At 63.9% G+C, this 26410-nt stretch carries 22 protein-coding genes; 4 read left to right on the top strand and 18 right to left on the bottom strand.

Annotated features, from left to right (window positions below; translation table 11 throughout):
- Positions 1-60: 60 nt before the first annotated feature.
- Both CSQ91_RS19100 and CSQ91_RS19105 read right to left on the bottom strand, forming a co-directional pair.
- Complete coding sequence (locus CSQ91_RS19100; RefSeq protein WP_099389234.1) at positions 61-1644, bottom strand: ATP-binding cassette domain-containing protein; 1584 nt, start codon at positions 1642-1644, stop codon at positions 61-63.
- 160 nt (positions 1645-1804) lie between these two features.
- A complete protein-coding gene (locus tag CSQ91_RS19105) occupies positions 1805-2917 on the bottom strand; it encodes an NADH:flavin oxidoreductase/NADH oxidase (RefSeq protein WP_099389235.1) in 1113 nt (370 codons plus the stop codon).
- Between the two features lie 161 nt (positions 2918-3078).
- Between CSQ91_RS19105 and CSQ91_RS19110 the strand changes: the two genes are divergently transcribed.
- Positions 3079-3639 (top strand): glycine zipper 2TM domain-containing protein, encoded by a 561-nt coding sequence (locus CSQ91_RS19110; RefSeq protein WP_099389236.1) that lies wholly within the window; start codon positions 3079-3081, stop codon positions 3637-3639.
- 109 nt (positions 3640-3748) lie between these two features.
- On the opposite strand, the gene CSQ91_RS19115 is transcribed toward CSQ91_RS19110, so the two are convergent.
- The 10 genes from CSQ91_RS19115 to CSQ91_RS19160 form a co-directional block, all read right to left on the bottom strand.
- The gene (locus CSQ91_RS19115; RefSeq protein ID WP_099389237.1) at positions 3749-4258 is read right to left on the bottom strand and encodes a DUF1993 domain-containing protein; all 510 of its coding nucleotides are present in this window, start codon (positions 4256-4258) and stop codon (positions 3749-3751) included.
- A gap of 99 nt (positions 4259-4357) precedes the next feature.
- Entirely contained in the window at positions 4358-5320 is a 963-nt protein-coding gene (locus CSQ91_RS19120) for a DUF2167 domain-containing protein (RefSeq protein WP_099389328.1), read from the bottom strand.
- 148 nt (positions 5321-5468) lie between these two features.
- Positions 5469-6482: a succinylglutamate desuccinylase gene (locus tag CSQ91_RS19125; RefSeq protein WP_099389238.1), complete on the bottom strand. Its 1014-nt coding sequence runs from the start codon at positions 6480-6482 to the stop codon at positions 5469-5471.
- Entirely contained in the window at positions 6482-11209 is a 4728-nt protein-coding gene (locus tag CSQ91_RS19130; RefSeq protein ID WP_099389239.1) for an NAD-glutamate dehydrogenase domain-containing protein, read from the bottom strand. Before CSQ91_RS19130 ends, CSQ91_RS19125 begins: the two co-directional genes overlap by 1 nt.
- 148 nt (positions 11210-11357) lie before the next feature.
- Positions 11358-12698, bottom strand: coding sequence for an N-succinylarginine dihydrolase (gene astB, locus CSQ91_RS19135; protein ID WP_099389240.1), 1341 nt, complete (start codon positions 12696-12698; stop codon positions 11358-11360).
- A gap of 20 nt (positions 12699-12718) precedes the next feature.
- Entirely contained in the window at positions 12719-14215 is a 1497-nt protein-coding gene (astD, locus tag CSQ91_RS19140) for a succinylglutamate-semialdehyde dehydrogenase (protein ID WP_099389241.1), read from the bottom strand.
- Positions 14208-15260 carry an arginine N-succinyltransferase gene (gene astA, locus CSQ91_RS19145; RefSeq protein WP_070254776.1) on the bottom strand — a complete coding sequence of 351 codons (1053 nt, stop codon included), beginning with the start codon at positions 15258-15260 and terminating at the stop codon, positions 14208-14210. The genes astD and astA overlap by 8 nt, the downstream gene beginning before the upstream one ends.
- A 13-nt stretch (positions 15261-15273) precedes the next feature.
- Entirely contained in the window at positions 15274-16305 is a 1032-nt protein-coding gene (locus CSQ91_RS19150; RefSeq protein ID WP_034778925.1) for an arginine N-succinyltransferase, read from the bottom strand.
- Positions 16306-16399: 94 nt separating this feature from the next.
- Complete coding sequence (gene astC / locus CSQ91_RS19155; protein ID WP_034778927.1) at positions 16400-17641, bottom strand: acetylornithine/succinylornithine family transaminase; 1242 nt, start codon at positions 17639-17641, stop codon at positions 16400-16402.
- Between the two features lie 140 nt (positions 17642-17781).
- Positions 17782-18726, bottom strand: coding sequence for a GlxA family transcriptional regulator (locus CSQ91_RS19160; RefSeq protein ID WP_099389242.1), 945 nt, complete (start codon positions 18724-18726; stop codon positions 17782-17784).
- Between the two features lie 176 nt (positions 18727-18902).
- Here CSQ91_RS19160 and CSQ91_RS19165 point away from each other — a divergent pair, with 176 nt between their 5' ends.
- The 3 genes from CSQ91_RS19165 (at position 18903) to CSQ91_RS19175 (ending at position 20761) form a co-directional block, all read left to right on the top strand.
- Entirely contained in the window at positions 18903-19292 is a 390-nt protein-coding gene (locus CSQ91_RS19165; RefSeq protein ID WP_080753226.1) for a MarR family transcriptional regulator, read from the top strand.
- 45 nt (positions 19293-19337) lie between these two features.
- Positions 19338-19622 carry a hypothetical protein gene (locus CSQ91_RS19170; protein WP_034778933.1) on the top strand — a complete coding sequence of 95 codons (285 nt, stop codon included), beginning with the start codon at positions 19338-19340 and terminating at the stop codon, positions 19620-19622.
- A gap of 290 nt (positions 19623-19912) precedes the next feature.
- Positions 19913-20761, top strand: a complete 849-nt coding sequence (locus CSQ91_RS19175) for an HDOD domain-containing protein (protein ID WP_070254782.1) — start codon at positions 19913-19915, stop codon at positions 20759-20761.
- Positions 20762-20765: 4 nt separating this feature from the next.
- On the opposite strand, the gene CSQ91_RS29005 is transcribed toward CSQ91_RS19175, so the two are convergent.
- The 6 genes from CSQ91_RS29005 to secD form a co-directional block, all read right to left on the bottom strand.
- Positions 20766-20933, bottom strand: a complete 168-nt coding sequence (locus CSQ91_RS29005; protein WP_162835749.1) for a hypothetical protein — start codon at positions 20931-20933, stop codon at positions 20766-20768.
- A 196-nt stretch (positions 20934-21129) separates the two neighbouring features.
- Positions 21130-21756: a glutathione S-transferase family protein gene (locus CSQ91_RS19180; RefSeq protein ID WP_092607177.1), complete on the bottom strand. Its 627-nt coding sequence runs from the start codon at positions 21754-21756 to the stop codon at positions 21130-21132.
- Between the two features lie 74 nt (positions 21757-21830).
- Entirely contained in the window at positions 21831-22532 is a 702-nt protein-coding gene (locus CSQ91_RS19185; RefSeq protein WP_034778939.1) for a helix-turn-helix transcriptional regulator, read from the bottom strand.
- On the bottom strand, positions 22529-23278 hold the full coding sequence (locus CSQ91_RS19190) for a hypothetical protein (RefSeq protein WP_143451058.1): 750 nt from the start codon (positions 23276-23278) through the stop codon (positions 22529-22531). The genes CSQ91_RS19185 and CSQ91_RS19190 overlap by 4 nt, the downstream gene beginning before the upstream one ends.
- A gap of 74 nt (positions 23279-23352) precedes the next feature.
- Positions 23353-24375: a protein translocase subunit SecF gene (gene secF / locus CSQ91_RS19195; RefSeq protein WP_034778943.1), complete on the bottom strand. Its 1023-nt coding sequence runs from the start codon at positions 24373-24375 to the stop codon at positions 23353-23355.
- Between the two features lie 90 nt (positions 24376-24465).
- Entirely contained in the window at positions 24466-26331 is a 1866-nt protein-coding gene (gene secD, locus CSQ91_RS19200) for a protein translocase subunit SecD (RefSeq protein WP_070254791.1), read from the bottom strand.
- Positions 26332-26410 lie beyond the last annotated feature (79 nt).

Consider the following 26410-nt stretch of genomic DNA (forward strand, 5'->3'; position numbering starts at 1 on the left):
CAGCATCGGTTCATGAAGCATGCTCTACAGGCATCGAGCGTGACTTTTTTCATTAAATTATCACTTGTGCAATGTCAAGCCCTCCGGGTCAAGGTTTATCGCATCCAGAAATGCCTGGTCGTGCGAAACCACAAGTAACGCGCCCTGATATTGCAGCAGCATCTGCTCCAGCGCCTGCAGGCTGGCCAGGTCCAGATGGTTGTCAGGCTCGTCAAGCAGCAACAGTTGCGGCGGCGCCTGCGCATACAGCTCGGCCGCCAGCGCCACCTTCATGCGCTCGCCGCCGCTGAGCAAACGGCTGGGCATGGTGGCGCGCGCGCCGGCAATGCCCAGCAGCGCCAGCCGCGTGCGCAGCTCGCCTTCCGGCATGCTGCTATGGCGTTCCTGCAAGCGCCGCACGGCGCTCCACTCGCCGTCCTGCAGTCCCGCATGCTGGTCCAGCCAGGCTACCCTGGCATGGCAGCGCAGTTCGCCGCTGGCGGGCGCCAGCTGTCCGGCGATCACGCGCAGCAGGGTCGACTTGCCGCTGCCATTGTCGCCCGTCACGGCCAGGCGGCGCGGCCCGTTCAGTACCAGGTTGATGGCGTGCGCCTGGCCATGCGGCAAGACCAATTCGCGCAGCTCCAGCAGCAGCTTGCCGTTCGGCACGGCACTCTCGGGTGCCAGCAGCAACCGTTCGGTCTCGGGCGCGCAGCGGGCGCTGGCGTCCATCACCCTTTGCTGGCGCGCCTGCTGCGCCTCTTGCGCGCGCACGCGCAGCCTGCCCTGGCTATCCTGGCTTTTCTCCTTGCGCGCGTCGAGCAGGAGCTTGCTTTGATTGCCTTCGCGGCCCTCGCGCTCGCCACGTCCGACACGGCGCTGCTGGCGTTCGGCCTGTTGCTGCGCCTCGCGCTGTTCGCGCCTGGCGCCGGCCTTTTCCGCCTGCAAGGCCGCCGCAAACCCCGCTTGTTCCTGCGCGCGCTGCAGCGCATACATCGCGTAATTGCCGCCGTAGCTGTGCAAGCCCTGCGGCGACAGCTCGACGATGGCATCGACGTGCGCCAACAAGCCGCGGTCATGGCTGACCAGCAACAAGCCGCCCGTCCAGCGCGCCATCTGCGCCACCAGGCGGGCGCGTTGATGGGCGTCAAGGTGGTTGCTCGGCTCATCGAGCACCAGCCAGTCCGCCTGCGACAGCCAGGCGCCTTGCAGGGCGATGCGCTGGCGCTCGCCACCGCTCAGGCTGGCCGTTGGCGTATCGGCATCCACATGGCGCAAATCGAGCGCATCGAGCGCCTGGCGCAGGCGGGCGTGCGCATCCCAGCGTTCGCCCACGAGGGCATAATCGGCTTCGTCGACGCTGCCTTGCGCGATGCGCGCCAGCGCCGCCAGCAAGCTGGTCACGCCAGCGAGGGCCGCCACGGTGGGATAGTGCTGCGGATCGAGTTCCTGCGCCACGTAATGCACGCTGCCGTCACAGCGCGCGGCGCCGGAAGACGGCTGCGCCTGGCCCGCCAGCAGACGCGCCAGCACGCTCTTGCCCACACCGTTATCACCGACGAGGCCGATACGTTGCGGGGCAAAGGAAAATTGCAAATCGGAAAACAGGGTGCGGCCATCGGGCAGCACAAGGGAAAGACGGTCGAGTTGTAGTAATGCGGGCATGGATACTCCTTGTACGTGCAGACAGGGCTGGCGAACCCGCGCGGCGCAAGGCGCTGTGGCGGGATGGGCGAGGCCGTGCACAGCACGGCAGTATCAATGGCGCATGTCGAAGCGTCCTGGAGAAATGGGGAGAAGCGTCAGTGTAGCAGAGACAGCCGGGTCAGCGCTGGCCCAGGGTCGTGTCGCCGAACAGGTGTTTGAATTCACGCGGCTGCGAGCGCCAGTACTGCGGTGGCGCCGACACTTGCGCGCCCAGCTGGGCCGCCGCGTGCCAGGGCCAGCGCGGATCGAACAGGATGGCGCGCGCCAGCGCCACCATGTCGGACTGGCCGTTGGCGATGATGTCTTCCGCCTGCTGCGCTTCCGTAATCAAGCCCACGCTGATGGTGGGCAAGCCGCTGTCGCGCTTGATGCGCTCGGCAAACGCCACCTGGTAGCCGGGACTCACGGGAATTTGCTGCTGGGGCGAAATGCCACCGCTGGAGACGTGGATGAAGTCGGCGCCCAGCTGCTTGAGTTCCTGCGCGAAGCGCACGCTTTGCCCGATTTCCCAGCCGCCATCGACCCAGTCGGTGGCGGAAAGGCGCACGCCCACGGCCACGCTGTCGGGCACGGCGGCGCGCACGGCTTCATACACTTCCAGCGGAAAACGCATGCGGTTTTCCAGGCTGCCGCCATATGCATCCGTGCGGTGGTTGGCCAGCGGCGAGAGGAACTGGTGCAGCAGATAACCATGCGCCGCATGCAGTTCGATACCCTCGATGCCCAGCGCATGCACGCGCTGGGCGGCCGCGACAAAGGCGCCCTTGATTTGCAACAAACCCATTTCATCGAGGGCGATCGGCACGGTTTCGCCGGGTGCGTGGGCGATGGCCGACGGCGCCACCGTTTGCCAGCCGCCCTCGGCCAAGTGCACGCAGGCGCCGCCCTGCCAGGGCGCGCGGCTCGACGCCTTGCGTCCCGCATGGCCCAGCTGCACCACCAATGGAATCGGAGAGTGGCGGCGGATCGCCTGCACCACCTTGGCCAGCGCCGCCTGGTTCGCGTCCGACCACAGGCCCAGGTCTTCGGCCGAAATGCGTCCCTCGGGCGAGACGGCCGTCGCTTCCGTCATCAGCAAGCCCGCACCGGACAGGGCCAGGTGGCCCAGGTGGATCATGTGCCAGTCGGTGGCGTTGCCGTTGTCGGCCGAGTACTGGCACATGGGCGCGATGGCGATGCGGTTGGCCACCTGCAGCGGCCCCAGTGCATACGGCGTGAATAGCTGGCTCATGGCGGACTCCGGAAAAGGGGAAGCACCGATTCTACTGCGCTTTGGCGATCGGGGCCTTACACCTGCTTACGTTTGATACAGCGCACCGTCTAGCCTTGCGGCGAGGAGACCGTTAATCTGGACACATCAATAACACCCGCAGTGCCACCCCAGGAGAACACATGAACACGACGACTACCGCCAGCCGCATCCACCCTTTGATGGCCGGCGCCGCCATTTCCGTGACGGTCCTGTGCCTGGTGGGCGCAGCGTCCATCGCCGGCATCCTGCCCAATTCGCGGGCGAACGTGCCTGCCGACGTGGCCGCCATGACGCCTGCCAGCGCCGCAGCCCTGGCAGCGCCCGCGACTGCTCCCGTGACTGCACCGGTAGCCGCGCCTGTCGTCGCGCAAGCGGCTCCGGCACCAGCTCCGGCGCCTGTCGTGCGCAAGCGCGTCGTGCACCATACGCAAGTGGCGCAATCGCGTCCTGCCTACAATGACGATGGCTACAGCGAGACAGCCTACCGCGAACCCGTACGCCAGCCGCAGCCAGTGCCTGCGCCAGCACCGGCACAACCCAACTACGTGGGCATAGGCACGGGCGCCGTCATCGGCGGCTTGATCGGCAATCAGGTCGGTGGCGGCCGCGGCAAGGCACTGGCGACGGTAGCCGGCGTGATCGGCGGCGGCATGCTGGGCAATGCTGTGCAAAACCAGGTCCAACAGCAGCCACAGCGATAAAAAACCTGCTGCGCGTCGCGCTTTGCGGCCTGCGATGCTCACTGTGCTTCAGCACAGTTGCGCTTCTCGGCCACAAATCATCGCCGCTCGCGACGGTTTTTCAGGCCTGTCAATCGTAAGGGCCAAGGTAGTCAAGCTTGCCCACGGCCACGCCATTGTTTCTCAGGATGGCGTGGACCATGGAAACGTGGAAATAGAAGTTCGGCAAGGCAAAGCTGAGCAGGTAATTGTCGCCCGAGAATGTCGTTCCCTCGTCCGTCCAGTTCAGCACGACTTCCTTCTGCGCGCTGCCCGCCATCTGGCCCGCATTCACGCTGTCGATATAGGCGATGGTGTTGGCGATGCGCTCTTGCAGCTGCTCGAACGATGCCTCGTTATCCTCGAACTTCGGCGCCGGCACGCCGCTCAGGCGTTCGACCGACATCTTCGACGTATCGCTGGCGCGCTGCACCTGCGCCGCCAAGTCCAGCATGTCGGGCGCCAGCTGCGCGCCCAGTAGAATCTCGGGCACGATGCCATCCTCCTCCACATGGGCTTGCGCTTTTTCCAGCAGGGCCGAAACGACCCGCAAGCCGCGGATGAAGACGGGAATGGTTGCCTGATACATGGACACGGACATGGCGAACTCCTGATAGTGAACGATGAGCCAGTGTACCCGAGGCGCTGTTATCCGGCAGCGCGCGCATGTGCGCCGACGCACGGATCAGCTCAGTTCGTTCTACTTTTCCAGATTCACCTTGCCATCCGGCGCATGGCCGGGCTGTTCCGCAGGTTCGGCCTGCGGCGCCTGCTTTTCCTTGCGCTTGCCGCCCAAAAACTTGACGATGGCCGCGCCGCCGCCCACCAGCGCCAGCAGCAACACTTTCTTGAAGGCCAGCAGCAGCGCCAGCAGCTTGCCAAACAAGCCCAGCTTGCTGGCCACGCCGCCGGCCACCAGCGCCGCCAGGCCATATTCAGCCACCTTGTCCGTCTTGCTGTCGAAATCCGTGTAGCGGTTACCATCGGTGAATTCCGTGAACGCCGTCACTTGCTGCATCTCTTTCTTGATCGCCTCGATCTGCTGCATGCTGGCAATCGCGTTCAGGTTCAGCACGCCTTCGCGGCCCAGCACGCGCACGTTGTAGTTCAGCGAATGCTCGCCGCCATCGACCATCAAATCCTTGGCCCAGTACAGCTTGTGCGTATCCTTGGCATAGCTGGGTTTTTCCGCCCAGCCCATCAGATGGATGCCGGGATAACCCTGCTTCTTGCGCTCCGCATTGTTTTCCAGCACGGACGCCTGCATATCCTTGAGCAATTCGTCGTACTTGATGCTGTCCGCATCGTCATCCTTGATATGCCCTTCCTTTTCATACGTCACCACCACGCCCCAGCTGTCGCGCTCGAGCACGCTGGTCTTGGCCGGCACGATCATGCCCAGCGATTCCATGCCTGGCGGATTACCCCAGGCATCGACCAGCACGCGCTCGGCGTCCGCCGGCGACAAATAACGGAAGCTGGCGGGCAAATCCAGGGTGGCGATGCCGCCTGGCAAAGTGATCTTGCCGCGCTGCAGGTGCAACTGGGCAAGGAATTGCTCGGCCGTCATTTCCGGTGCGGCTGCCTTCTCTTCGGCGGGGGCGGCAGCCGTCAGGCTGGAAAGGGTCAGGCACAGCAGGGCTGTCAGCAGGCGTTTCAACATGATCGGTCCAAAAAATTGCAAAGGGTAAATATTTTAAATCAACTGATTGCCTAATGGATAATTATTTCCGTGCGGCATTTTTCCCATAAAAAAACGCCAGGCGGGTTTCCCCGGCTGGCGCCTGTGAGGCTAGACGATTACTGGACAATCAAGAGACGCGCACCACCATCAGCCCCGCGCGCAAGCCCACGCGCACGTCCGGGTTCGGAAACACCACCAGTTCTTCCGCATGCTGCACCGTGTACACCTGCTCGCCATCGCTGGCGATCACGGCATGCTGCGGCAGGGACGTGAAATTTTGCGTGCTGCGGTCAAACGCCATGCGGAACTCATCGCTGTGCTTGATGATTTCCTGCGCCACCTTGAACACGTGCGGCGCTGCCTTGACCGGTTGCGCAGGCAAGCCGCGCAGCAAGCCGTCCAGCGCCCGCGACACGTCGTCGAACAGAGACAGATCGTTCTGCCCCAGGGTGCCTACGCGGCCCAGTTCCACCGTGCTGGCGGCCGCGCCGAAATGCTCGGCCGAATAATAACTGTAGGTGCCGGCCGATTGCGGATTCATGATGATGGCGCCGATGGACGCCTGGCCCAGCCAGGCTATCAGCTGCGCCTTGGCGTCGTCGGCCACCAGGTCGGGTACGATGGCAAACGTGGGGTACACGGAAGGCCGGATGGCCGTGTGCAAATCCAGGTGCCAGCGCACGGGACCGGCCGCTTCAAAGAACGCTGCCGTGGCGGCGATCATTTCATCGGCGCGCGCGCTTTCCGCCGCTTGCGCCAGGCTCCCCCGCACGGGGCGGAACATGCGATTCAGGTCGGCGTCGATGAAACGCTTGCCGGCCCGGATCGCATCGACATTGCCCACGCAGACAAGCAGGTCGACGGCCAGCGTCGACGCATCGCGCGACAGCGCGTCGAGCAGATGCGCCAGCACTTCGATCGGCCCCGTTTCGTCGCCATGCACGCCCACCGAGACGGCCACGCTGGCGCGCCCTTCTCCCGGCTTGACGACCTGCAGCATGCCGGGCGCCGGCAAGGCCACCGTAAAACCGGCGTTGGCGAACAACTGCGCCACGCCGCTGAAATCGGCCTGCGCCAGCGCCTGCACGGCCGGCGGCAAGCCGCCAGCGCCCTGTCCAGCTTGTCGTACTTCTTGCGTCATTACACCGCCGCTTCCGCTGTGGATTCCGCCGTGATTTTATTCACGGCTTCCGACAAGGTCCACACGTCCAGCATGGCTTGCTCCAGTTCCGTCGCCGCCACATAGGCCGACAGGCCAAGCGCGCCCGTCACGGCATCGACGGCCTGGCCGGCATTGCCTTGCTCGGCGCGCGCCAGCACCTGCGTCAGCAGACGCTGTTGCGTGCGGCGCAGGGCTTGCTGCGCGTAGTTGCGCAACTGTTCCTGCGACTTGCCTTGCGCGGCCAGCTTCAGGCCGCGTTCCAGGGTGTCGATGCCCGCCTGGCTGCGCAGGGCCAGGCCCACTTGCAGGAAGGCGGCCAGGTCCATCGCCGCAGGACGCGGCACGGACAGGGCCGGGAACAGGAAGCCGGCGACGACTTCCAGCGCATCGACCGCATCCCACGCCTGGACGAAGGCCGGCGTCAGGCCCGGCACCAGCGCCGCTTCCGACTTGATGCCGACGGCTTGCAGCAGCTCGCGCTTCGATTCCGCACCAAACAGGCGCGTGAGTTCGGCCAGGCCGGCGCCGCGCAATTGCTCGGCCGGCACGGAGAGGACACCGGCGATCATCGTTTGCTGCAGCACGCGCGTTTGCGCGTCGACCTTGATCGACACGTCGCGCGGCACCGTCAGCGCATCGGCGTCGAGCGCGTCGAACACGGGCGCCAGGTTCAGCGCCACCCAGGCCTGGCCCCAGGCCAGGATCACGGCCGACTCGTCCACGCCATGCTCCGCCGCCAGGTTGCGGATCATCAGCGGGCCGCAGCGGTTGATCACTTCATTGGCCAGCACGGTTGCCAGGATGGCGTTGGCCAGCGGGTGGTCGAGCGCCGAACGGGTTTCCACCAGCAAGGATGGGAAGTAAGGCTTGAGCACCGGCTCGGCCCACGTTTCATCCGTCAACGGCAGCGCGGACAGGATGCGCTTGAAGCGGTTCTTCACGTTGGCGATCACCACCGCCAGTTCCGGCGTGGTCAGGCCACGGTTATCGAGCTTGCGGCGTGCCAGTTCGGCCACCGATGGCAGCTGCTCCAGCTCGCGCGACAGGGCGCCCTCTTCTTCCAGGCTGGCGATCAGGGCGGCATAGCCATCCTGCACGGCGCTTTCGCTTTGCGCCTGCAACTCGCGTACCAGCAAATGCGTCTGCTGCGTGTTGTCGCGCAAGACCAGGCGCTCGACGTCGTCCGTCATCGCATACAGCTCGCGATTGCGCTCCTCTTCCGTCAGCTTGCCCGCATTGACTTCCACGTCCAGCCAGATTTTCACGTTCACTTCATGGTCCGAGCAATCCACGCCGGCCGAGTTGTCGATCGCATCGGTAAAGATGCGTCCGCCCGCCAGCGCGAATTCGATGCGGCCGGCCTGCGTCGCACCCAGATTCCCCCCTTCGGCCACGACCTTCACGCGCAGCTCATTGCCGCTGACGCGGATATGGTCATTCGCGCGGTCCTTCACTTGCGCGTGCGTCTCCGTGGAAGCCTTGATGTAGGTGCCGATGCCGCCGTTGTAGAACAGGTCCACGGGCGACTTCAGGATGCGGTGCATCAGTTCTTCCGGCGCCAGCGAGGTCTCTTGAATATCGAGCGCGGCGCGGATCTGCGGCGACAGCTCGATGGTGCGGCTTGAACGCGGATACACGCCGCCGCCTGCCGAGATCAAGTCCTTGTTGTAGTCGTCCCACGAGGAGCGCGGCAAGGCGAACAGTCGCGCGCGCTCTTCGAACGAGACGGCGACATCCGGTGTCGGGTCGAGGAAGATGTGGCGGTGGTCGAATGCGGCCACCAGTTTCAGCTGGCGCGACAGCAATACGCCGTTGCCGAACACGTCGCCCGACATGTCGCCCACGCCGACCATGGTGATCGGGGTGGTATTGAGGTCGTGGTCCATTTCATAGAAGTGGCGCTTCACGGCTTCGAATGCGCCCTTGGCGGTGATGCCCAGCTTCTTGTGGTCGTAGCCGTTCGAGCCGCCCGAGGCGAACGCGTCGCCGAGCCAGAAGCCGCGCTGCACGGCGATGCCGTTGGCGATGTCCGAGAACGTGGCCGTGCCCTTGTCGGCAGCAACCACCAGGTAAGGATCGGCTTCATCGAAGCACACGGTATCGACTGGCGGGACGATATTGCCCAGCGAGCGGTTGTCCGTCACTTCCAGCAGGCTGGAAATGAACAGGCGGTAGACGGCTTCGCCTTCCGCCGCGATGGTTTCGCGCACGGCGTCCTTCGGCATCATCTTGCAGACAAAACCACCCTTCGCGCCGGCCGGCACGATGACGGCGTTTTTGACCATCTGGGCCTTGACGAGGCCCAGCACTTCGGTGCGGTAGTCTTCCATGCGGTCGGACCAGCGCAAGCCGCCACGGGCGACGGGGCCGCCGCGCAGGTGCACGCCTTCAAAGCGGCGCGAGAAGACGAAAATCTCGCGGTAAGGACGCGGTTCCGGCACCAGCGCCAGGCTGCTGGTGTCGAACTTGAAGATGATCTTGTCGCCGGCTTGATTGTTCTGGAAGTAGCTGGTGCGCAGGGTGGCGGCCATCAGGTCGGCCAGCGCGCCGAGGATTTCCTCGGTATCGGCATGGTTCACGGAGGGCAGGCCGGCCTTGATGGCGGCGATGCTTTCCAGGGCGGCCGCGTGCTGCGCGTCGGACAGCGCCGGATCGAAGCGCTGCAGGAAGGCTTCTACCAAGGCTTTGACCTGGGCCGGCTGCTTGCGCAGGCTTTCGGCAATGTAGCGCACCGAGAAGCGGCTGCCCGTCTGGCGCCAGTAACTGGTGTAGGCGCGCACCAGTTGCACTTCGCGCGTCGACAAGCCGCCTTCGATGACGAGGCCATTCAGGCGGCCATCTTCAGCCGTGTCGTTGAACAGTGCGGCAAACAGTTCCTGCGCCACGGCGACGACGGATGGCTGCGCCAGTTTCGCCGCGCTGGCGGCATCGACCGTCAGGCTGGTGACGAAATAGCGCGTGCCGTCGGACAGCGAAACCGAATACGCCTGTTCGCGGTCGATGGCCACGCCGGCATTGTGCAGGGCCGGCAGGATGGTCGACAGCGGCGGCACCTTGTTGGCCGAGTACAAACGGATCGTCGTAACGGCGCCCGTTTCGATGCGCACGGCCACGTGCGCCGGATCGGTGTTGCGCAGGATGGTGTCGAGGTCGCGGAAGGCGACGGCCGGCGCGGTGGCGGCCACGTAATCGAGCGGCAAGGTAGCGCAGAGTTTACGCAGGCTGGTGCGCAGGGCCACGTCGGGCACGGCGTCGGCCACGGCGGCAAAGCCGTTATGCCAGCCATCGAGCACGCTCAGGAGCGGCTGTTCGATGTCCGTTTCCAGGTCCAGCGGGTAGCGCGCGGCGTGCGCGATCAGGTAGACGCGCGCCAGCGGGCCGTCGGCCACCAGGGTCTGCATGCTCACATGCGTGGCGCCGGAACTGGCTTGCAGGGCCTTTGCCAGGCTCGATGCCACGCTGGCGCTGTAGCGCTCGCGCGGCAGATAGACCAGCACGTTCAGGTGGCGCGCGTACACGTCGCGGCGCGCGAAGACCTTGGTGCGCGGCTGCTTGTACAGCGAGACGACGGCGCCGCACACTTGCGCCAGCCAGTCGAGGTCCGCTTCCAGCGCTTCCGTGCGCGGCAGGGATTCGAGGATTTCGCGGAATTTCTCGGCACGGAAGCCTTGCTGGCGCACGCCGGCCAGGCTCAGTACCTTGGCCACGCGGCCGCGCGCAAACGGCAGTGCCGCCAGCGGAGTGGAATTGCCGGCGCGGGTGAACAGGCCGACGAAGCAATGCTCGCCCAGGATCGCGCCTTGCGCATCCATGTCGCGCACGCCGATGAAGTCGAGCTGCTGGTCCCGGTGCAAAGTGCCTGCCACGTCGGCCTTGACGATGGACAGCGCCGAGTCGCGCTTGGCCAGGGTATCGAAGTCGCCCGGGATATTCGCCAGGCAGGTGCCGTAGACGGGGTGCGCCGTATCCTGCAGCACGCCGACGCGGCTCGGGATGTCGCGTTCGAGTTCGCGCACGCCCGGCTTGACGCGGTAGTAGGCGTAGCCGAACACTTCAAAGCCGCCGCTGCGTGCCCATTCCAGGAAGGCGGCAACTTCCGCGCCTTCTTCGCCATGCTGGGCGGCAGTCGTGGCGACAGCGGCCAGGCGCTCGCTCATGGCGGCGCTATCGCGGCGCACCACCGCGGCGTCACGCGCGACCGTCTCCAGGGCAGCGACCAGCGCAGCCAGGGCTTCCGGCGCCAGCTCTTCGTCGAGCAGCACCAGCACATACGATTCAAGCGGGTCGCCCGGCTGGCGCACCGCTTCGACGCTGCCGTCAGCGGCGCGGCGCACGGGCAGCACGGTGTTCATCACGCCGCGCACTGCCAGGTGCTGGCGGCGCATGGCCATGACGATGGAGTCGACCAGGTAAGGCATGTCTTCGTTCAGGATCAGCAAGGCGCTCGCCATGCCGCCACGGCCATCCGCATAACGCAGGGTGGCGATCTGGCAGCCGCTGCCGGTGCGCTTGGCCGCTTGCGTGAAGCCGTCAACCAGCACGGGTGCCAGGCTGTCGGGCGCGATATCGGCCAGGTCTTCGGCGTCGAGCGAGTCGAGCCATGCCTGCACCAGCTGCACGACAGGCGCTGCCGCCTTGCCTGCATTGCCAGCCGCGTTAATCAACTCCAGCGTTTGTGTACGCAAATCTTGTGGCGTGTGATTCATCTTGCATCTCCATTACGGTAATGTGAATGTCCAACGCTGTCGTTCGGGCTTGTGGCTGGGCGGCAGCGGTGTCAAGAGACGGGGGTCGCCCGTCCAATTCTGTGTTGCGGATAGTCTGTCTCGGATTTTCTGTGTGTTTTTCTATCGCCTACAAGTCGTACAATCCAGGTAAGTTGAGGATGATCGTCAATTCTTCAAGCGCCGCATGCACTTCCAGCGCCAGTTGCGGATCGGCCAGGTCGCCCGGCTCCAGATGGTCGCGGTAGTGTTTTTCCACCCACTGCACCAACCGATGGTACAGCGTTTCCGTCATGATTACGCCCTGGTGCATGGCGCGCGCCTCGGTTTCCGTCAGGGCCACGCGCAAACGCAGGCAGGCGGGCCCGCCGCCGTTGCGCATGCTCTGGCGCAGGTCGAAATGTATCAGTTCATCGATGGGTCCACCGCTGGCCACCAAGCCTTCCAGGTAGCGCGACACGGCGCGGTTTTCCTGGCATTCCTGCGGTATCACCAGCGCCATCTTGCCGCCCTCTTTCGTCAGCAACTGGCTGTTGAACAGATAGCTGGTCACGGCATCCTGGATCGGCACCTGGCCCGTGTCCACGCGCAGCGCATCCAGTTGCGCGCCCGTGGCGGCGACGGCGCGGCGCAGCTGCGACAGGCTTGCCTCTTCATCGGCAAACGCCTGCTCGTGATAGAACAGCACATTGCCATTGCCGACGGCGATGACGTCGTTATGGAACACGCCCTGGTCGATCACGTCCGGGTTCTGCTGCACGTACACGACGCGTTTCGCATCGAGGCCATGCAGGCGCGCCACGGCTTGCGACGCTTCCAGGGTCTGGCGCGCGGGATAGCGCTTCGGCGATGGCGCGGAAGGATCGAACTCCACCCGACCATACACGAACAATTCAACGGATGGCGCGCCGTGGCTTGCGCCCAAACGCGTGTGGTTGGCCGCGCCCTCGTCGCCAAAGGCCGGCGTCGACGGCAGCGCATCGTGCACGGCGAAGTGCTTGTCGTCGCTGAAAATGGCGCGCAGGCTGCGCGCCGACTGCGCGTGCTCGAAGGCGCGGTGCAGCTTGTTATTCAGGTTGGCGGCCGTGAAATGCACGCGGCCATCCTGCGTGTCCGCCGACGGGCTGACCGTGGCGGCGTTCGCCGTCCACATGGGCGAGGCGGAATACGCGCAGGCCAGGATCACGGGCGACTCCTTGTACGCACTCGCCAGCACTTCAGCGTCCGTGCCCGTGAAACCGATAGCGCGCAGCAGGCGGAAATTCGGCCGGTCCTGCGGCGGCAGCAAGGCTTGCGCAAAGCCGCGCGCGGCCAGGGCGCGCATCTTGGCCAGGCCCTGCAAGGCGGCCTGCTTCGGATTCGAAGCGCTTTTCACATTGCTGAACGAGGCCACGTTGCCGAACGAAAGTCCGGCATAGTTATGCGATGGCCCGACCAGGCCGTCAAAATTGTATTCGCGCGTGCTGTGCATGGAAGGCATGTCCTTAAAATTTAAAAACTCAGGCCGGGCGACAGCTTGGCCGGCATTTCCAGCGCGCTGTTCTCGATCGAAGCGACCGGGTAGGCGCAGTAATCTGCCGCGTAATAGGCGCTCGGACGGTGGTTGCCCGACTTGCCGATGCCGCCGAACGGCGCCGTGCTGGCCGCGCCCGTGGTCGGACGGTTCCAGTTGATGATGCCGGCGCGCGCGCGCGTCTGGAACGTTTGCCACAGGGCCGGATCGTCCGACAGGAGCGCCGCGGCCAGGCCGAATTCGGTGGCGTTGGCAACCTTCAGGGCCGCATCGAAATCGGCCACGCGGATCACCTGCAGCAGGGGGCCGAACCATTCTTCGTCGGGGATGCCGGTAGCAGCGGTAACGTCGACGATACCTGCCGTCACAAAACCCGCCTGCGGGTTGAGCTGGCGCATCTGCAGCAAGGTGGCGCCGCCCTTGGCGACCATGTCCGCCTGCGCCTGCACCAGGCGCGCGGCCACGGCACTCGATACCACGGGACCCATGAACGGCTGCGGCTGCGCGTCGGAGGCGCCGATACCCAGTTTCGCGGCTACTTCCACCAGGCGCGCGACGAAGGCAGACCCCGCAGCATTGTCCTGCACCACCAGGCGGCGCGCGCACGTGCAGCGCTGGCCGGCCGAGACAAAGGCGGAGAAGATCGCGTGGTGCACGGCCGCGTCGACATCCTTGACGTCCCATACGACCAGGGCATTGTTGCCGCCCATTTCCAGCGCCAGCATCTTGCCCGGCTGGCCGCCGAACTGGCGGTGCAGGCTGATGCCCGTCTGGCAGGAACCCGTAAACAGCACACCGTCGAGGTGGGGATTGGCGCCCAGCGCCACGCCCGTGTCGCGCCCGCCGTTGACGAGGTTGACCACGCCATTTGGCAAGCCGGCCTGCTGCCACAGCTGCACGGTTTTGATGGCCGTGCGCGGCGCATACTCGCTGGGCTTGAAGACGATGGTGTTACCGGCGATCAGGGCCGGCACGATATGGCCATTCGGCAGGTGGCCAGGGAAATTGTAAGGGCCGAAGACGCCGAAGACGCCATGCGGACGGTGGCGCAGCACGGCGTCGCCATCGGCGATCTTGCTTTGCGTGATGCCCGTGCGCGCGTTGTACGACTGCACCGAGATATCGATCTTGTTGGCCATGGTGGCCACTTCCGTGCGCGACTCCCACAACGGCTTGCCCACTTCTTCCGAGATCAGCAGCGCCAGCGCTTCCGCATGCTCCTTCAGCAGTTCGCGAAAGCGCACGCAGATGGCGATGCGTTCGTCGACGGGGGTGTCGGCCCACGCTTCAAAGGCGGCGCGGGCGGCCTGGCAAGCCTGTTCGACTTCCCGCTCCGTCGCTTCCAGGCTGGCCCAGGTCTGCTTGCCGTTCGACGGATCGATGGTGAGCAGTTCGCGGCCCGTGCCTGGCAGCCAGGCGCCGTTGATGAAGTTCGATGCTGCGGTAGATGAATTAACGTTGGACGATTTAGACATGGGGATGCTTCCTCGGGTTGAGTGACAAGGTGCGCACGGTGTCGCCGTGATGGCAGCGCAGCAGATGCAGTTCATCGTCGTCGAGCGCGATCTTGCCGCTGTGCGGATTGGCGCTGGTGACGATCATGCGGAAATCTTTCAGGTCGGTGTTCGACACCAGGTAAGGCTCGGCCTGGGCAACGTCGCCGCACACTTCAGGCGCTGCCTCGGCGTCGAGCACGGCCGGCATGCTGTCGCGCATGGCGCGCAGTTCGGACACGCGCGCCTGCAGCACGGGACCGGCGTCGAAAATGTCGACATAGCCTTCGAAGTGCAAGCCTTCCTGTTCCAGCAGGCGGCGCGCGGGCGCTGTGCTCAGATGCACCTTGCCGATGACTTCCTGCGCCTCGTCTGGCAGGTAGGCCACGTACATGGGCTGGCGCGGCATCAGTTCGGCGATGAACGATTTTTTACCGAGGCTCGTCAAGTCGTCGACGTGGTGGAAATCCATCTTGAAGAAGTGGCGGCCCAGGCCCTCGTAGAACGGCGAACTGCCGTCCGGCGCCTGGTAGCCGCGCATTTCCGCGATCAGCTTTTCCGTGAACAGCTGCGGGAACTGGGCGATGAACAGGAAACGGCTTTTCGACAGCAGCTTGCCATTGTTGCCGCTGCGGTAATCGGGGTGCAAAAACAGCGAGCACAGTTCCGTGCTGCCCGTCAGGTCGTTCGACAGGTACAGCGTCTCCATGCGCGTAAACACATCGAGCTCGCGGCTGGAATGGACCAGGGTACCGATGCGGTAGTTATAGAACGGTTCTTCCAGGCCCACGGCGCCCTTGATGGCGCACACGCCGGCCAGGCGGCCCGTATCCGTATCCTCCATGACGAACATGTAGTCGCGTTTTTCGGGCGGAATGGTTTCGGCGAACGAGGCGCAGGCGATGGCCAGGCGGTCGCCCAGCATTTTCATGTCCGGCTTGAGGGTGGTCATGCCGGTGCCGACCTGGCTGGCCAGGCCATACAGGGCATCGAGGTCATTGGCGTTGATGGCGCGTACTACTAGCATAAAATTAACTCCCTTAGATACGCACGCAAATGACGCTGTCGCCTTCGGCCACGGCCAGCGCCTCGAGCAGATCGGCCGGCAAGCCGACGCTGTCCTGCGCTTCGAGCGCATCGCAGGCAAAGGTGACGGCGCGGAAATTGCGCTCGGCGCCGGAAGCGACCGCATAATTGACTTTCAGGCCCGTGCGGCTGGGCGTGACGCCAGCGACGACGCGGCGTGTCAGTGAGCCCGTAAACGAACGCAGCGCATGCTTGTGCGCCTGCAGGATCGGGCCGCCATCGAAGATGTCGATGTAATCGTCGGCTTCAAAACCTTCTTCCGTCAGCAAATTGAAAGCCAGTTCGCCGCTCGGGTGGATCTGGCCCATGGCCGCCTGCGCATCGCCGGGCAGCAACGGCACATAGACAGGGTAGTGCGGCATCAGTTCGACGATCAGGGTGCGGTTGCGCGCGCCGCCGATGACTTTTTCGGCATCGAGGAAATCCATCTGGAAGAACTTGCGGCCCAGCGCATCCCAGAACGGCGACTGGCCGTTGGCGTCCGTGATGCCGGCCAGCGGCACGAAGAAGCGGTCGCCGAAGCGGTGCGGCGCCAGCACGGCGAACAGCAGCCGCGCGCGCGACAGCAGGGCCGCTTCCAGGCCCGCCTGCTCCATGTTGCGCACATAGAAGCCGGACAGCTGCGAGTACGCCGTCAACTCGGAACACAGGGTCAGCGCATGGACGCTGTGGCTGATGTTCAGGTCCCGCGAGACTTGCTGGATGACGTCGTTGCGGAAGGAAAAATAGGTGCCGTTCGAGCCGGCCGAGGCAAAGATGGCGGCCGTGCCGGCGATGCTCTTGTCGAGCAGGGATTCAAGCACGAAGAGATACGACTCTTCGCTGGGGATGTCGACATGGGCGGCAAACGAGGCGATGGAGCGCTCGACGGAGGCGGCGATTTTTTCGCGCGTCTTCGGCAGGGTATGGACACCCGGCATGGTTACCGCGGCCAGCGCTTCGAGGGCTGCAATATCCGCAATTTCTACCGGACGGACAACATACATGGGTACTCCTTCAATGCTGACGATGCTGGGGTAGAACCAAGCCGGCCCGCAGCAAAGCGGCGGGCCGGTGATCAAACAGGGAGCGAGGCTAGCCTCAGGCTTTCAGCATGCCGTCGATGGCCACGCGCAGCAGACGGCCCGCTTCGGCAATCTGCTCGTCCGAGACGATCAGGGCCGGCGCCAGGCGCACCACGTCCATGCCGGCGATCAGCACCATCAAGCCTTGCGCTTCGGCCGCTTTCTGGATGTCTTTCGCGCGGCCTTTGTAGGCATCGGTGACTACCAGGCCCAGCAGCAAACCGCTGCCGCGCACGGCGGAGAACACTTGCGGGTAATCCGTGATCAAGCCTTGCAGCATGGCGATGGTGTTGACGCTCGCCTCCTTCACACGGGCCAGGAACGCCGGCGTGTTGATCGTTTCCAGCACGGTCAAGGCCACGGTGGCGGCCAGCGGGTTGCCGCCGTAGGTGGTGCCATGGGTGCCGACGGCCAGGGTCTGCGCCAGTTCATTCGTGGTCAGCATCGCGCCGATCGGGTAGCCGTTGCCCAGCGCCTTGGCGGCCGTCAGGATGTCCGGCGTGACGCCGTAGCCCATGTAGGCGAACAACGCGCCAGTGCGACCCATGCCGCACTGGACTTCGTCGAAAATCAACAGGGCGCCCGTCTTGTCGCACAGGGCGCGCAATTCCTTGAGGAATTCCGGATTACCCGGCACCACGCCGCCTTCGCCTTGTACCGGCTCGACGATCACGGCGCACACGTCATCGCCGATGGCGGCGCGCGCCGCTTCGATGTCGTTGTAGGCGATATGGTCGATCGATGGCGGCAGCGGCTCGAAGCCTTCCGTGTACTTGGCCTGGCCGCCGACGGAGACCGTAAACAGGGTACGGCCGTGGAAGGAGCTGAAGCACGAGATGATGCGCGACTTGTGCGCGCCAAACTTGGTGTGGGCGTACTTGCGCGCCAGTTTCAGGGCCGCTTCGTTGGCTTCCGCACCCGAGTTGCAGAAGAAGGCGCGGTCGGCGAAGGTCGCTTCCGTCAGGGCCAGCGCCAGGCGCAGGACAGGCTCGTTGGTATAGCCGTTGCCCAAATGCCACAAATTATTGATTTGCTTGGTCAGCACGTCGACCAGGGCCGGATGGCAGTGGCCCAGGCTGTTGACGGCGATGCCGGAGGTGAAATCGAGGTAATGCTTGCCTGACTGGTCCCACAGGTCCAGTCCGGAACCGCGCACGGGTACCATGGCAGCGGGAGCGTAGGTAGGAACGAGGACCTGGTCAAAGGTTTCCCGGGTGACTGGACGAGCCGTTACGGTCGAATCAAGCTTGGCATTCATAGCATTTCCCCATCAATATGTTAGGTACTCCGCAGCTACGACAGCTACGTGTGTACTGCATTATAAAAAGCGGGATGCTAAAACTCTTTTGAATCTGCGACAAGGATTTTCACAATTCATCACCGACGGGCTTGCCTGAATCAAGCCGGAGGCATGAGCTTTCTTTGCCGCTCTTCGCGCGGGGTATTGCCAAACAGGGTGCCAAAGGCCGTGGAAAAGTGCGAGCCGGAAGAAAAGCCGCACATCAGGCCTACTTGCACGATGGAATAATGTGTATCGAGCAATAGTTGCCGTGAGCGCTGCAGGCGCAATTCCAGGTAGTAACGCGACGGCAGGCTGCCCAGGTATTGCTTGAACAGCCGCTCGAGCTGGCGCCGTGACAGGCCCACCAGGCTGGCAATGTCGTCGGTCGACAGCGGTTCCTCGATATTGGCCTCCATCAAGGTCACCGCTTCGGACAATTTCGGCTGCAGCACGCCGAAGCGCGCCTGCAGGGCCACGCGCTGGCGCTCTTCCTTGCCGCGCACCTTGTCCACGCACAACGCTTCCTTGACGAGCGCCTGCACGTCGGCGCCAAAGATGGTTTCGATCAGGGTCAGCGAAAAGTCGATGCTGGCAGCGCCGCCGCAACACGTGATGTGCGGGCCGTCGATATCGAACAGGTGCGGCGTCAGGATGGCCCGTTCCGCCTTGGCTTCCGCATCCGCGTACAGGGCCCACGGCAAGGCGATGCGCACGCCATCCATGACGCCCGCGTCGGCCAGCCACAGCACGGCCGCGCCCACGCCGCCCCAGAATGGCGCCGAGCGGCAGCGCTCGATCACGGCCCGGCACAGCTCGGCGCGCAGCGGCACTTCCGTTTCATCTGCCACCAGCAGCGCGATATGCCAGTTGCCGCCCTGCGCAGCCACCTGTTCCGGCGTGCGCACCTCCAGTTGCAGGGCGTCCGGCCCCAGCGCCCGCGCGCACAGGCGCAGCGGCTGCACCAGGCCGGACCAGGTGATCGACTCGGCATCGCCGGCATGGACCAGCAGCAAACGCAGCGGTTTGTCGAGGCCGATACGGGAAAGATTAGCGAAGGACATCGGCGAGGCGGGCCAGGGGCAAGGGCTGAGTTGCCCACATGATACCGGACTTCCGCCCCCTCCAGCCCCTCATGCAAGGACGCATCCTGACGCGGCGGAAAAAAGCGGGGCGGAAGGATATAATCACCCCCATGGGTGAACGATATTTAAAAAGTATCCGGCTGCTGGCCGAATGCATGCAAGGCTTCGAGCGGTTTTCTAGCGACTTCGTGCGCCAGTACGGCTTGACGCATGCTCAATTCGACATCATTGCCACGCTCGGCAACACCTGCGGCATGTCCTACAAGGAACTGGGCCAGAAAACCCTGATTACCAAGGGTACCTTGACGGGCGTGGTGGACCGGCTGGAACAGAAGGGGCTGGTGATACGCGAACGTTGTCCACGCGACAAGCGTTCCTATTATGTGCGCCTGAGCTGCGAGGGTGAACAGGTGTTCCATGACGTGTTCCCCAAACTGACAAGGCAGGGCCAGCGCCTGTTCGACGGCTATACCGAAGACGATTTCATGCGGCTGGAAACCACCCTGGCGGGCTTGAAACACGCCATCGCCAACGGCCACGGCTGACCATTCACCAAGCACAGACATTCAAACAAGACAAAGGAAACCAAGTTGAAAACCTCACTGCTCGAAGGCAAAAAACCCGCTCATTTCGATAAACACATCATCGGCAACCTGCTGCTCAACGCCAGCACGCCGGAACTGGTGCGCCAGGAAAAACTGATCATCGGCGTGCGCAACGAAGACGGCGAAATCTACCGCCTGATCGGCGCCACCAAGCACAACAGCTTCATGAACGCCGTCGAGGAATTGTTCGACTTGGGTTTGACGGATGAGCTGGAAGACAGCGATGAACTCGTTGAAGGCTGCGACGCCATCTTCAGCGAATCTCTCTAACAACGCGTAACAAAACCTGCTGCGCGGTGCGCTTTGCGGCCTGCGATGCTCACCGGCTCGGCGCCCCCGTGCTAAAGTACGGTTGCGCTTCTTAGCCACAAATCCCATCCGCTCGCGATGGTCGTGTCCAGCGCCGTGACGAACGCTGTCGTTAGAAAAAAGGCATGCCCCCCATATAGGAGCATGCCTTTTTCCGTTTACGGGGCTTTGCTTGCCTTTTGCTCGGCTGTTTGCGAAAAGATCACGGTTAAAAAGTTCCGCACGGAAATATTGCGAGTATAATTTTTTCAATGAACAGACTCGACGCCTTTAAAAGCATCGCCGCACAAGCCGCTCGTGGCGAGCTGACCTTTCCTGCCAATGTGGACGCTTCGCTCAAGCTGCAAGAGGCGCTGGCCGATCCCGACTGCCATATCGAGGCCGCCGCCAAGCTGGTGCAGGCCGACCCGCTGCTGGCCGCGCGCACGGTGGCCATCGCCAATTCCGTGGCGTTCAACCGTTCCGGCAATGAAATCACCAGCGTGCGCAACGCCGTGCAGCGGCTCGGCGTACGCACCCTGCAGTCGGTGGTGGCATCGCTGATCGTGCGCCAGCTGGGCAGCACCATTACCGATCCCGTGCTGCAAGCGAAGGCCAACCAGCTGTGGGAACATACGGCCCACGTGGCGGCCCTGTCGCAAGTGCTGGCCCGCCGCGTCACCAGGGTGGACCCTGATACGGCCCTGTTTGCCGGCATCATGCATGAAGTGGGCGGGTTTTATCTGCTGTCGCGCGCGGCCGAATTCCCCGGCATCCTCGACGGCGAACCGGAGGACTGGGTCGAACATGGCGAACAGGCCATCGGCCATGGCGTCCTGACCAAACTGAAGGTGCCGGAAGCGGTGATGGGGGCCATCGATGCGCTGTGGGAAGGCCTGCGCGCCATCCCCCCCGAATCGCTGGGCGACACCCTGTTGCTGGCGAATGACCTGGCGCCCGTCTCTTCGCCCCTCAACGAAAGCCCGGCCGCCATCGCCGTGCGCGCCGCCCGGGCTGCCGGCAGCATCGATTGCGTGATCGGCGACGATGCGACCTTGTCGAGCATCATGGAAGAATCGGACGATGAAGTGCAGTCGCTGCTGAAGGTGCTGGTGCACTAAGTAACTAGCCTGCAGGCTTCTTCTTGCTCGCTGGCGGAGGTGCCGCCGGCTTGGGCGTATCGACGATCAGCACATGCTTGTCCATGGCCGGCGTTCCCTGCTTTTGCTGGGCGACTTGCGTGGCAACCGCCTTGGTACTCAACAGGGGTTGCGGATGGCGTGGCATGAACATGACTTACCTGCTGGCAGTGGGATAGGCCCCATATGTGCAGCAAGTATCAAATTATCAAGCCACCTTCAAACGCCGGACAAAAAAAACCCGCTCGAAAGCGGGTAAAGTCCAAAGCTAGGGATGTCCTGAAAGAGACAGCCCTATCTTATGCGCTGTGCCGCACCAGCTCCGTGCGCTGGCACACTTAGCGCGCACATTAGCCCGGCAACAGCTCCACCTCCGTTTCCTGCCAGGCGCGCAGCTGCCGCACGCGGGCAAACCACGCCTGGATGTGCTGATACTGCGCCAGCGGCAGCCGCACGGCCTCGCTGTACATCAGCGGCGCGGCCACGGCGAAATCGGCCAGGGTCACATCATCTCCGCTGACCCAGCTGCGCCCCGCCAGATGCGCATCCAGCACCACGGCGCATTCATGCAGGTCGCGCTCGCCGCGCGCCTCTTCCAGCGGGTCCGCCGGACCATTGCCCGTCATGCCTTTCCAGGCCCGTTCCCAGGCCAGCACGCTGATGGCAGGCGCGAAGTGCTGCGCGGCCCAGAACAGCCAGCGGTTGACGTCGGCGCGGGCTTGCGGCGCCGGCGGATAAATCGTCTGGCCCGGCACCTGCTCGGCCAGGTATTGCATGATGGCGCACGATTCCCACAGCAGGAAAGCGCCATCGGCCAGCACGGGCACCTTGCCGTTCGGGTTCAGCTCGGCCAGGCGGCGGCGGTCGTCCGCATTCATCAGGTCGACTTCCGCCAGTTCCAGAGGCAAGCCGAGGTGGATCGCCGTCATCAGGGCACGGCGGGCATTCGAGGACATGGGGTGGTGGTACAGGCGCATGATAGATGGCTCCGGTGAGTGAAGAAGCCACCATCGTAGGCCCAGGCACTGACAGTTTTTGTCAGGAGCGCAAATCAGGATTCAGGATCGATATCATGCGCCTTGCGCCAGGCCTCCAGCAGCACGTGGCGCCGCGTGGGATAGCGCGCCTCATGCTGCTGCACGCTGGCGATGCGGTCGATGCGGAAATGCCGGTAGTCGCCGCGCAGCTCGCACCAGGCAGCCAGCAGGCGCTTGCCTTCGAAAAAGGCCAGGGCAAACGGCCACACTGTGCGCGAGGTGGCGCTGCCATGCTCATCCTGATAGGCAAGCGTGAGCTTCTGTTCGTAGCGGATCGCCTCGCGCACGGGCTGCACGTAACGGTCGGCCGGCTGCGTGCCGTCGGCGGGACGCCCCAGCGGCACCCACAGGCTGGTCTCGGCCATGCTGTCGCGCAAATCGCGCGGCGAGGCGGCCGCGATCTTGGCCAGGGCATTGCTGGCCGCCTGCGCCAGGCCCGCATCGCCCTGCCGGCGCACCCAGCGCGCGCCCAGCACCAGCGCTTCCAGTTCATCGGCGCCGAACATCAGCGGCGGCAGGAAGGCGCCGCGGCGCAGCACATAGCCGATGCCGGCTTCGCCCTGCAAGGGTGCGCCCAATTCGGCCAGGGTCTGGATATCGCGGTAGATCGTGCGCTCGGAAACACCCAGCTGCTGCGCCAACTGGGCCGCCGTGACGGGCACGCGCCTGGCGCGCATCGCGTCCATCAACAGGAACAGACGGCCGCTGCGGCTCATGGACAGGCCTGCAAGCCCTGGTCGCCCATGACGAGGGCCGACAGGGCCGGCACGTACAGATAGCCATCGGGCGCCAGGCGCGTCGCGCGCGTCCCCTCGTCCACACCGGCGATGCCGTAGCAGCGCTGCAGCCGGGCGGCGGCCGGCCACCAGTAGACGGCCGCCTCCTGGTCGGGAAAGCGCAGGCGCACGCTATCGGCCTGCATTGCCACTTGCCGGAAGTCGCGGTAAAAGGCGGGGGCAATGCCCAGCTCCGCGGAAAATGCCGCCTCCAGCGCCGCCGTCTGCGCCAACTGGGCCGCCAGTGCCGCTGTTTCGCTGTCCAGGTCCTCGGCCGCCACGCCCGCTTCAACCAGGCTGCGCCGCATGTTCGCCCGGTTCGCCTGCGCGCGCAGGAAGGCCGATTCCTGCAGCGCCAGCACGGCATCGGCCGGAATGTGCTTGCGGCGCGCGGCCGGGAAGACATATAGCGCGCAGCTGCCCGCGCACACGGTGTCGATGGCGATATCGAGCCGCAGCTGGCTCACCAGGCGACCCAGCTGCATCGCCGCCAGCGGATCGCCGGCGTCGCTATTCACACGCAACAGCGTCATACCCGGCGCGGCCAGCAGCCGCAGCTTGTCCACGTCGCCCTCGGCAATCGGGCCGCGCATGGCGATGCTGTCACTGCCACCGCGGCTGAAATCGGCGGCGCCGGCCAACGCCGTCACGCCCGCCATCACACCTGCCCATAAAAAACGCTTCATCATCATCCGCCATAAAAAAAACGATCACCGCAAACGGTGATCGTTCTTCATTCGACCTGCAAAAAAACCTGCGCTTACACCACGGCGCCGTCGGTTTCGTCTTTTTCCTTGACCGGCTTGATCAAGTCTTCGCGCTTGACGCCCAGCCACATGGCGATCGAGGCCGCGACGAACACGGACGAGTAAATACCGAAGCAGATACCGATGGTCAGCGCCAGTGCGAAATGGTGCAGGGTCTGGCCGCCGAAGACCAGCATCGACAGCACCATCATCTGGGTCGAGCCGTGGGTGATGATGGTACGCGAAATGGTGCTGGTGATCGCGCTGTCGATCACTTCATGCACGGTTGCCTTGCGCTGCTTGCGGAAGTTTTCGCGGATACGGTCAAAGATCACCACCGATTCGTTGACCGAGTAGCCGAGCACCGCCAGGATCGCCGCCAGTACCGTCAGCGAGAATTCCCACTGGAAGAAGGCGAAGAAGCCCAGGATGATCACCACGTCATGCAAGTTGGCGATAATGGCCGAGACAGCGTATTTCCACTCGAAGCGGATGGCCAGGTAGATCATCACGCCCAGAATCACCATCACCAGCGCGTTCAAGCCATTCTGCGCCAGTTCCTCGCCCACTTGCGGGCCGACGAATTCGACTTTCTGCAAGACGACCGCTTCGCTGCCGGCCGCGTCCATACAGGCGCTCTTGATGACGTGTTCACCCTTTTCGGTGACGGTATCGATGCCCTTGGTCGTACCTTGCTCGGCCTTGCACAAGGCTTCAAACACGCGCTGCGAGGTGTTCGCGGCGCTGACGCCATTTTCCACCGGCAGGCGGATCATGACGTCGCGCGCCGTATCGAAGCTGGTCACGCCCGGCTCTTCGTAGCCCATGCCGATCAGGGTGCCGCGTATGCCTTCAAGGTTGGCCGCCTTCGGGTACTTCACCTCCATCAGGGTGCCGCCCTTGAATTCCACGGACAGGTGCAAGCCCTTGTGCACCAGGAAGAAGACGGCGGCAAGGAAGGTCACCGCCGAAATCACGTTGAAAATCAACGCATGGCGCATGAAGGGAATATCTTTTTTAATCCGGAAAAATTCCATGAAATCCTCTGAGTTCTATTCTGTGCGTCCGGCGGCTGTGCCACCGGACGCTATCGCTGTTGACGCTATTGGGTAAGGCTGGGCCGTCGCTTATTTGCTGGTGCCCGGCACCCACACCGTGCCGATCGACAAGGTCGTCAGCTTTTTCTTGCGGCCATACCAGAGGTTGACCACGCCGCGCGACACGAACACGGAGGAGAACATCGAGGTCAGAATACCCAGGCAATGCACAACAGCGAAGCCGCGCACGGGACCGCTGCCGAAGGCCAGCAGTGCCAGGCCGACGATCAGGGTGGTCACGTTCGAGTCGAGAATCGTGGCCCAGGCGCGGTCGAAGCCGGCAGCGATCGCCGCTTGCGGCGTATTGCCTGCGCGCAGCTCTTCGCGGATACGTTCATTGATCAGCACGTTGGCGTCAATCGCCATACCCAGCGCCAGCGCGATCGCGGCGATACCTGGCAAGGTCAGGGTCACCTGGATCATCGACAGCAAAGCGATCAGCAACAGCAGGTTGGCGGCCAGGGCCAGCACGCTGAAGGCGCCGAACAGCATGTAGTAGGCGATCATGAAGATGGCGATGGCGATGAAGCCGTACAGGGTCGAGTGGAAGCCCTTGGCGATGTTTTCCGCGCCCAGCTGCGGTCCGATCGTGCGTTCTTCGATGACGGTCATCGGTGCGGACAGGGCGCCCGAGCGCAGCAGCAGCGCCAGTTCATTCGCGTTTTCCGCGCCGCCCATGCCGGTGATCTGGAAGCGCGAACCGAGTTCCTGCTGGATGGTGGCGACCGACAGCACTTCAGGCTTGCCCTTTTCAAACAGCACGATGGCCATGCGCTTGCCCACGCGTTCGCGCGTCGCTTCGCGCATCTTGCGGCCGCCGTCGCCGTTCAGGTCGATCGACACGGCCGCCTGCTGGTTCTGGTCGAAGCTGGCCGTGGCGCTGGAGATATAGTCGCCCGTCAGGATCACGTCTTTCGCCAGTACGACAGGAACACCCTTGCCAACCGTAAACAGTTCCGAGTTGAATGGAATAGCGCTCGACAGTTCGGTGCCAGGCACGATGGTTTCATCGACCAGGCGCACTTCCAGGGTCGCCGTGCGGCCGATGATGGCTTTTGCGCGGGCCACGTCCTGCACGCCAGGCAATTGCACCACGATGCGGTCAGGACCTTGTTGCTGGATCAGCGGCTCGGCCACGCCCAGCTCGTTGACGCGCTTGGACAGGGTCGAGATATTCTGTTTCACGCCTTCGTCGATGGTTGCCTTCAGGGCCGCCGGCTTCAAGGTGATGTTCAGTTTCAGGTCGCTGCCTTCGCCCGCATCGGCGAACGCCAGCTCCGTCATCTGGTCGGACAATACATTCTTTGCCTTCAGGCGCGTCTCGGCATCGCGGAAGTTGATCTGCACGCTGTCGCCCACGCGCTCGATGCCGGCGTGGCGGATATTCTTGTCGCGCAACACGCTACGCGCGGCGGACTGGACTCCCTGGACTTTCTTGTTCAGTACGGCTTTCGCATCGACCTGCATGAGGAAGTGCACGCCACCGCGCAAGTCCAGGCCCAGGAACATGGGCAAGGCATGCAGTTTCTGCATCCACATCGGCGTATTGGCTTGCAGATTGACCGTCACGATGAACGCGGGATCGGTGGAATCAGGATTGAGATCCTTTTCCAGCACCAGCTTTGCCTTGAACTGGGTATCGGGATCGGCAAAACGCACGCGCACGGAGGCCAGGTTGCCGGCGCCATCCATGGTGACACCTTCCGACTTGACGTTCTCTTTCGTCAATATTTGCTCGACTTGCGTCATCAGATCGCCCGTCACTTTGACGGTCGACTTGCCGCTGGTTACTTGCAGCGCCGGTGATTCACCGAAATAATTGGGCGCCGTATAGAGTGCGCCCAGCAATAAGGCGACGACGATGATGATGTATTTCCAGGCAGGATAGCGATTCATAGTGATTCAGCGTTCAGTGTTGAGCGTCGGAGGCGTCCCGAGGGGCGGCCGATAGCCGCCCCGGGTCTATCATTGCCGA

It is taken from the genome of Janthinobacterium sp. BJB301, from assembly GCF_002735685.1.
Taxonomy (GTDB): domain Bacteria; phylum Pseudomonadota; class Gammaproteobacteria; order Burkholderiales; family Burkholderiaceae_D; genus Janthinobacterium; species Janthinobacterium lividum.

Coding starts and splice junctions, on each gene's coding strand:
- secF (WP_034778943.1), bottom strand. CDS start 24,375: ATGGAATTTTTCCGGATTAAAAAAGATATTCCCTTCATGCGCCATGCG.
- CSQ91_RS19190 (WP_143451058.1), bottom strand. CDS start 23,278: ATGAAGCGTTTTTTATGGGCAGGTGTGATGGCGGGCGTGACGGCGTTG.
- CSQ91_RS19185 (WP_034778939.1), bottom strand. CDS start 22,532: ATGAGCCGCAGCGGCCGTCTGTTCCTGTTGATGGACGCGATGCGCGCC.
- CSQ91_RS19105 (WP_099389235.1), bottom strand. CDS start 2,917: ATGAGCCAGCTATTCACGCCGTATGCACTGGGGCCGCTGCAGGTGGCC.
- CSQ91_RS19180 (WP_092607177.1), bottom strand. CDS start 21,756: ATGCGCCTGTACCACCACCCCATGTCCTCGAATGCCCGCCGTGCCCTG.
- CSQ91_RS19120 (WP_099389328.1), bottom strand. CDS start 5,320: ATGTTGAAACGCCTGCTGACAGCCCTGCTGTGCCTGACCCTTTCCAGC.
- CSQ91_RS19150 (WP_034778925.1), bottom strand. CDS start 16,305: ATGTATGTTGTCCGTCCGGTAGAAATTGCGGATATTGCAGCCCTCGAA.
- astD (WP_099389241.1), bottom strand. CDS start 14,215: ATGTCTAAATCGTCCAACGTTAATTCATCTACCGCAGCATCGAACTTC.
- secD (WP_070254791.1), bottom strand. CDS start 26,331: ATGAATCGCTATCCTGCCTGGAAATACATCATCATCGTCGTCGCCTTA.
- CSQ91_RS19125 (WP_099389238.1), bottom strand. CDS start 6,482: ATGACGCAAGAAGTACGACAAGCTGGACAGGGCGCTGGCGGCTTGCCG.
- CSQ91_RS19130 (WP_099389239.1), bottom strand. CDS start 11,209: ATGAATCACACGCCACAAGATTTGCGTACACAAACGCTGGAGTTGATT.
- astA (WP_070254776.1), bottom strand. CDS start 15,260: ATGCTAGTAGTACGCGCCATCAACGCCAATGACCTCGATGCCCTGTAT.
- CSQ91_RS19110 (WP_099389236.1), top strand. CDS start 3,079: ATGAACACGACGACTACCGCCAGCCGCATCCACCCTTTGATGGCCGGC.
- CSQ91_RS19115 (WP_099389237.1), bottom strand. CDS start 4,258: ATGTCCGTGTCCATGTATCAGGCAACCATTCCCGTCTTCATCCGCGGC.
- astC (WP_034778927.1), bottom strand. CDS start 17,641: ATGAATGCCAAGCTTGATTCGACCGTAACGGCTCGTCCAGTCACCCGG.
- CSQ91_RS19175 (WP_070254782.1), top strand. CDS start 19,913: ATGAACAGACTCGACGCCTTTAAAAGCATCGCCGCACAAGCCGCTCGT.
- CSQ91_RS29005 (WP_162835749.1), bottom strand. CDS start 20,933: ATGTTCATGCCACGCCATCCGCAACCCCTGTTGAGTACCAAGGCGGTT.
- CSQ91_RS19100 (WP_099389234.1), bottom strand. CDS start 1,644: ATGCCCGCATTACTACAACTCGACCGTCTTTCCCTTGTGCTGCCCGAT.
- CSQ91_RS19165 (WP_080753226.1), top strand. CDS start 18,903: ATGCAAGGCTTCGAGCGGTTTTCTAGCGACTTCGTGCGCCAGTACGGC.
- CSQ91_RS19160 (WP_099389242.1), bottom strand. CDS start 18,726: ATGTCCTTCGCTAATCTTTCCCGTATCGGCCTCGACAAACCGCTGCGT.
- astB (WP_099389240.1), bottom strand. CDS start 12,698: ATGCACAGCACGCGCGAATACAATTTTGACGGCCTGGTCGGGCCATCG.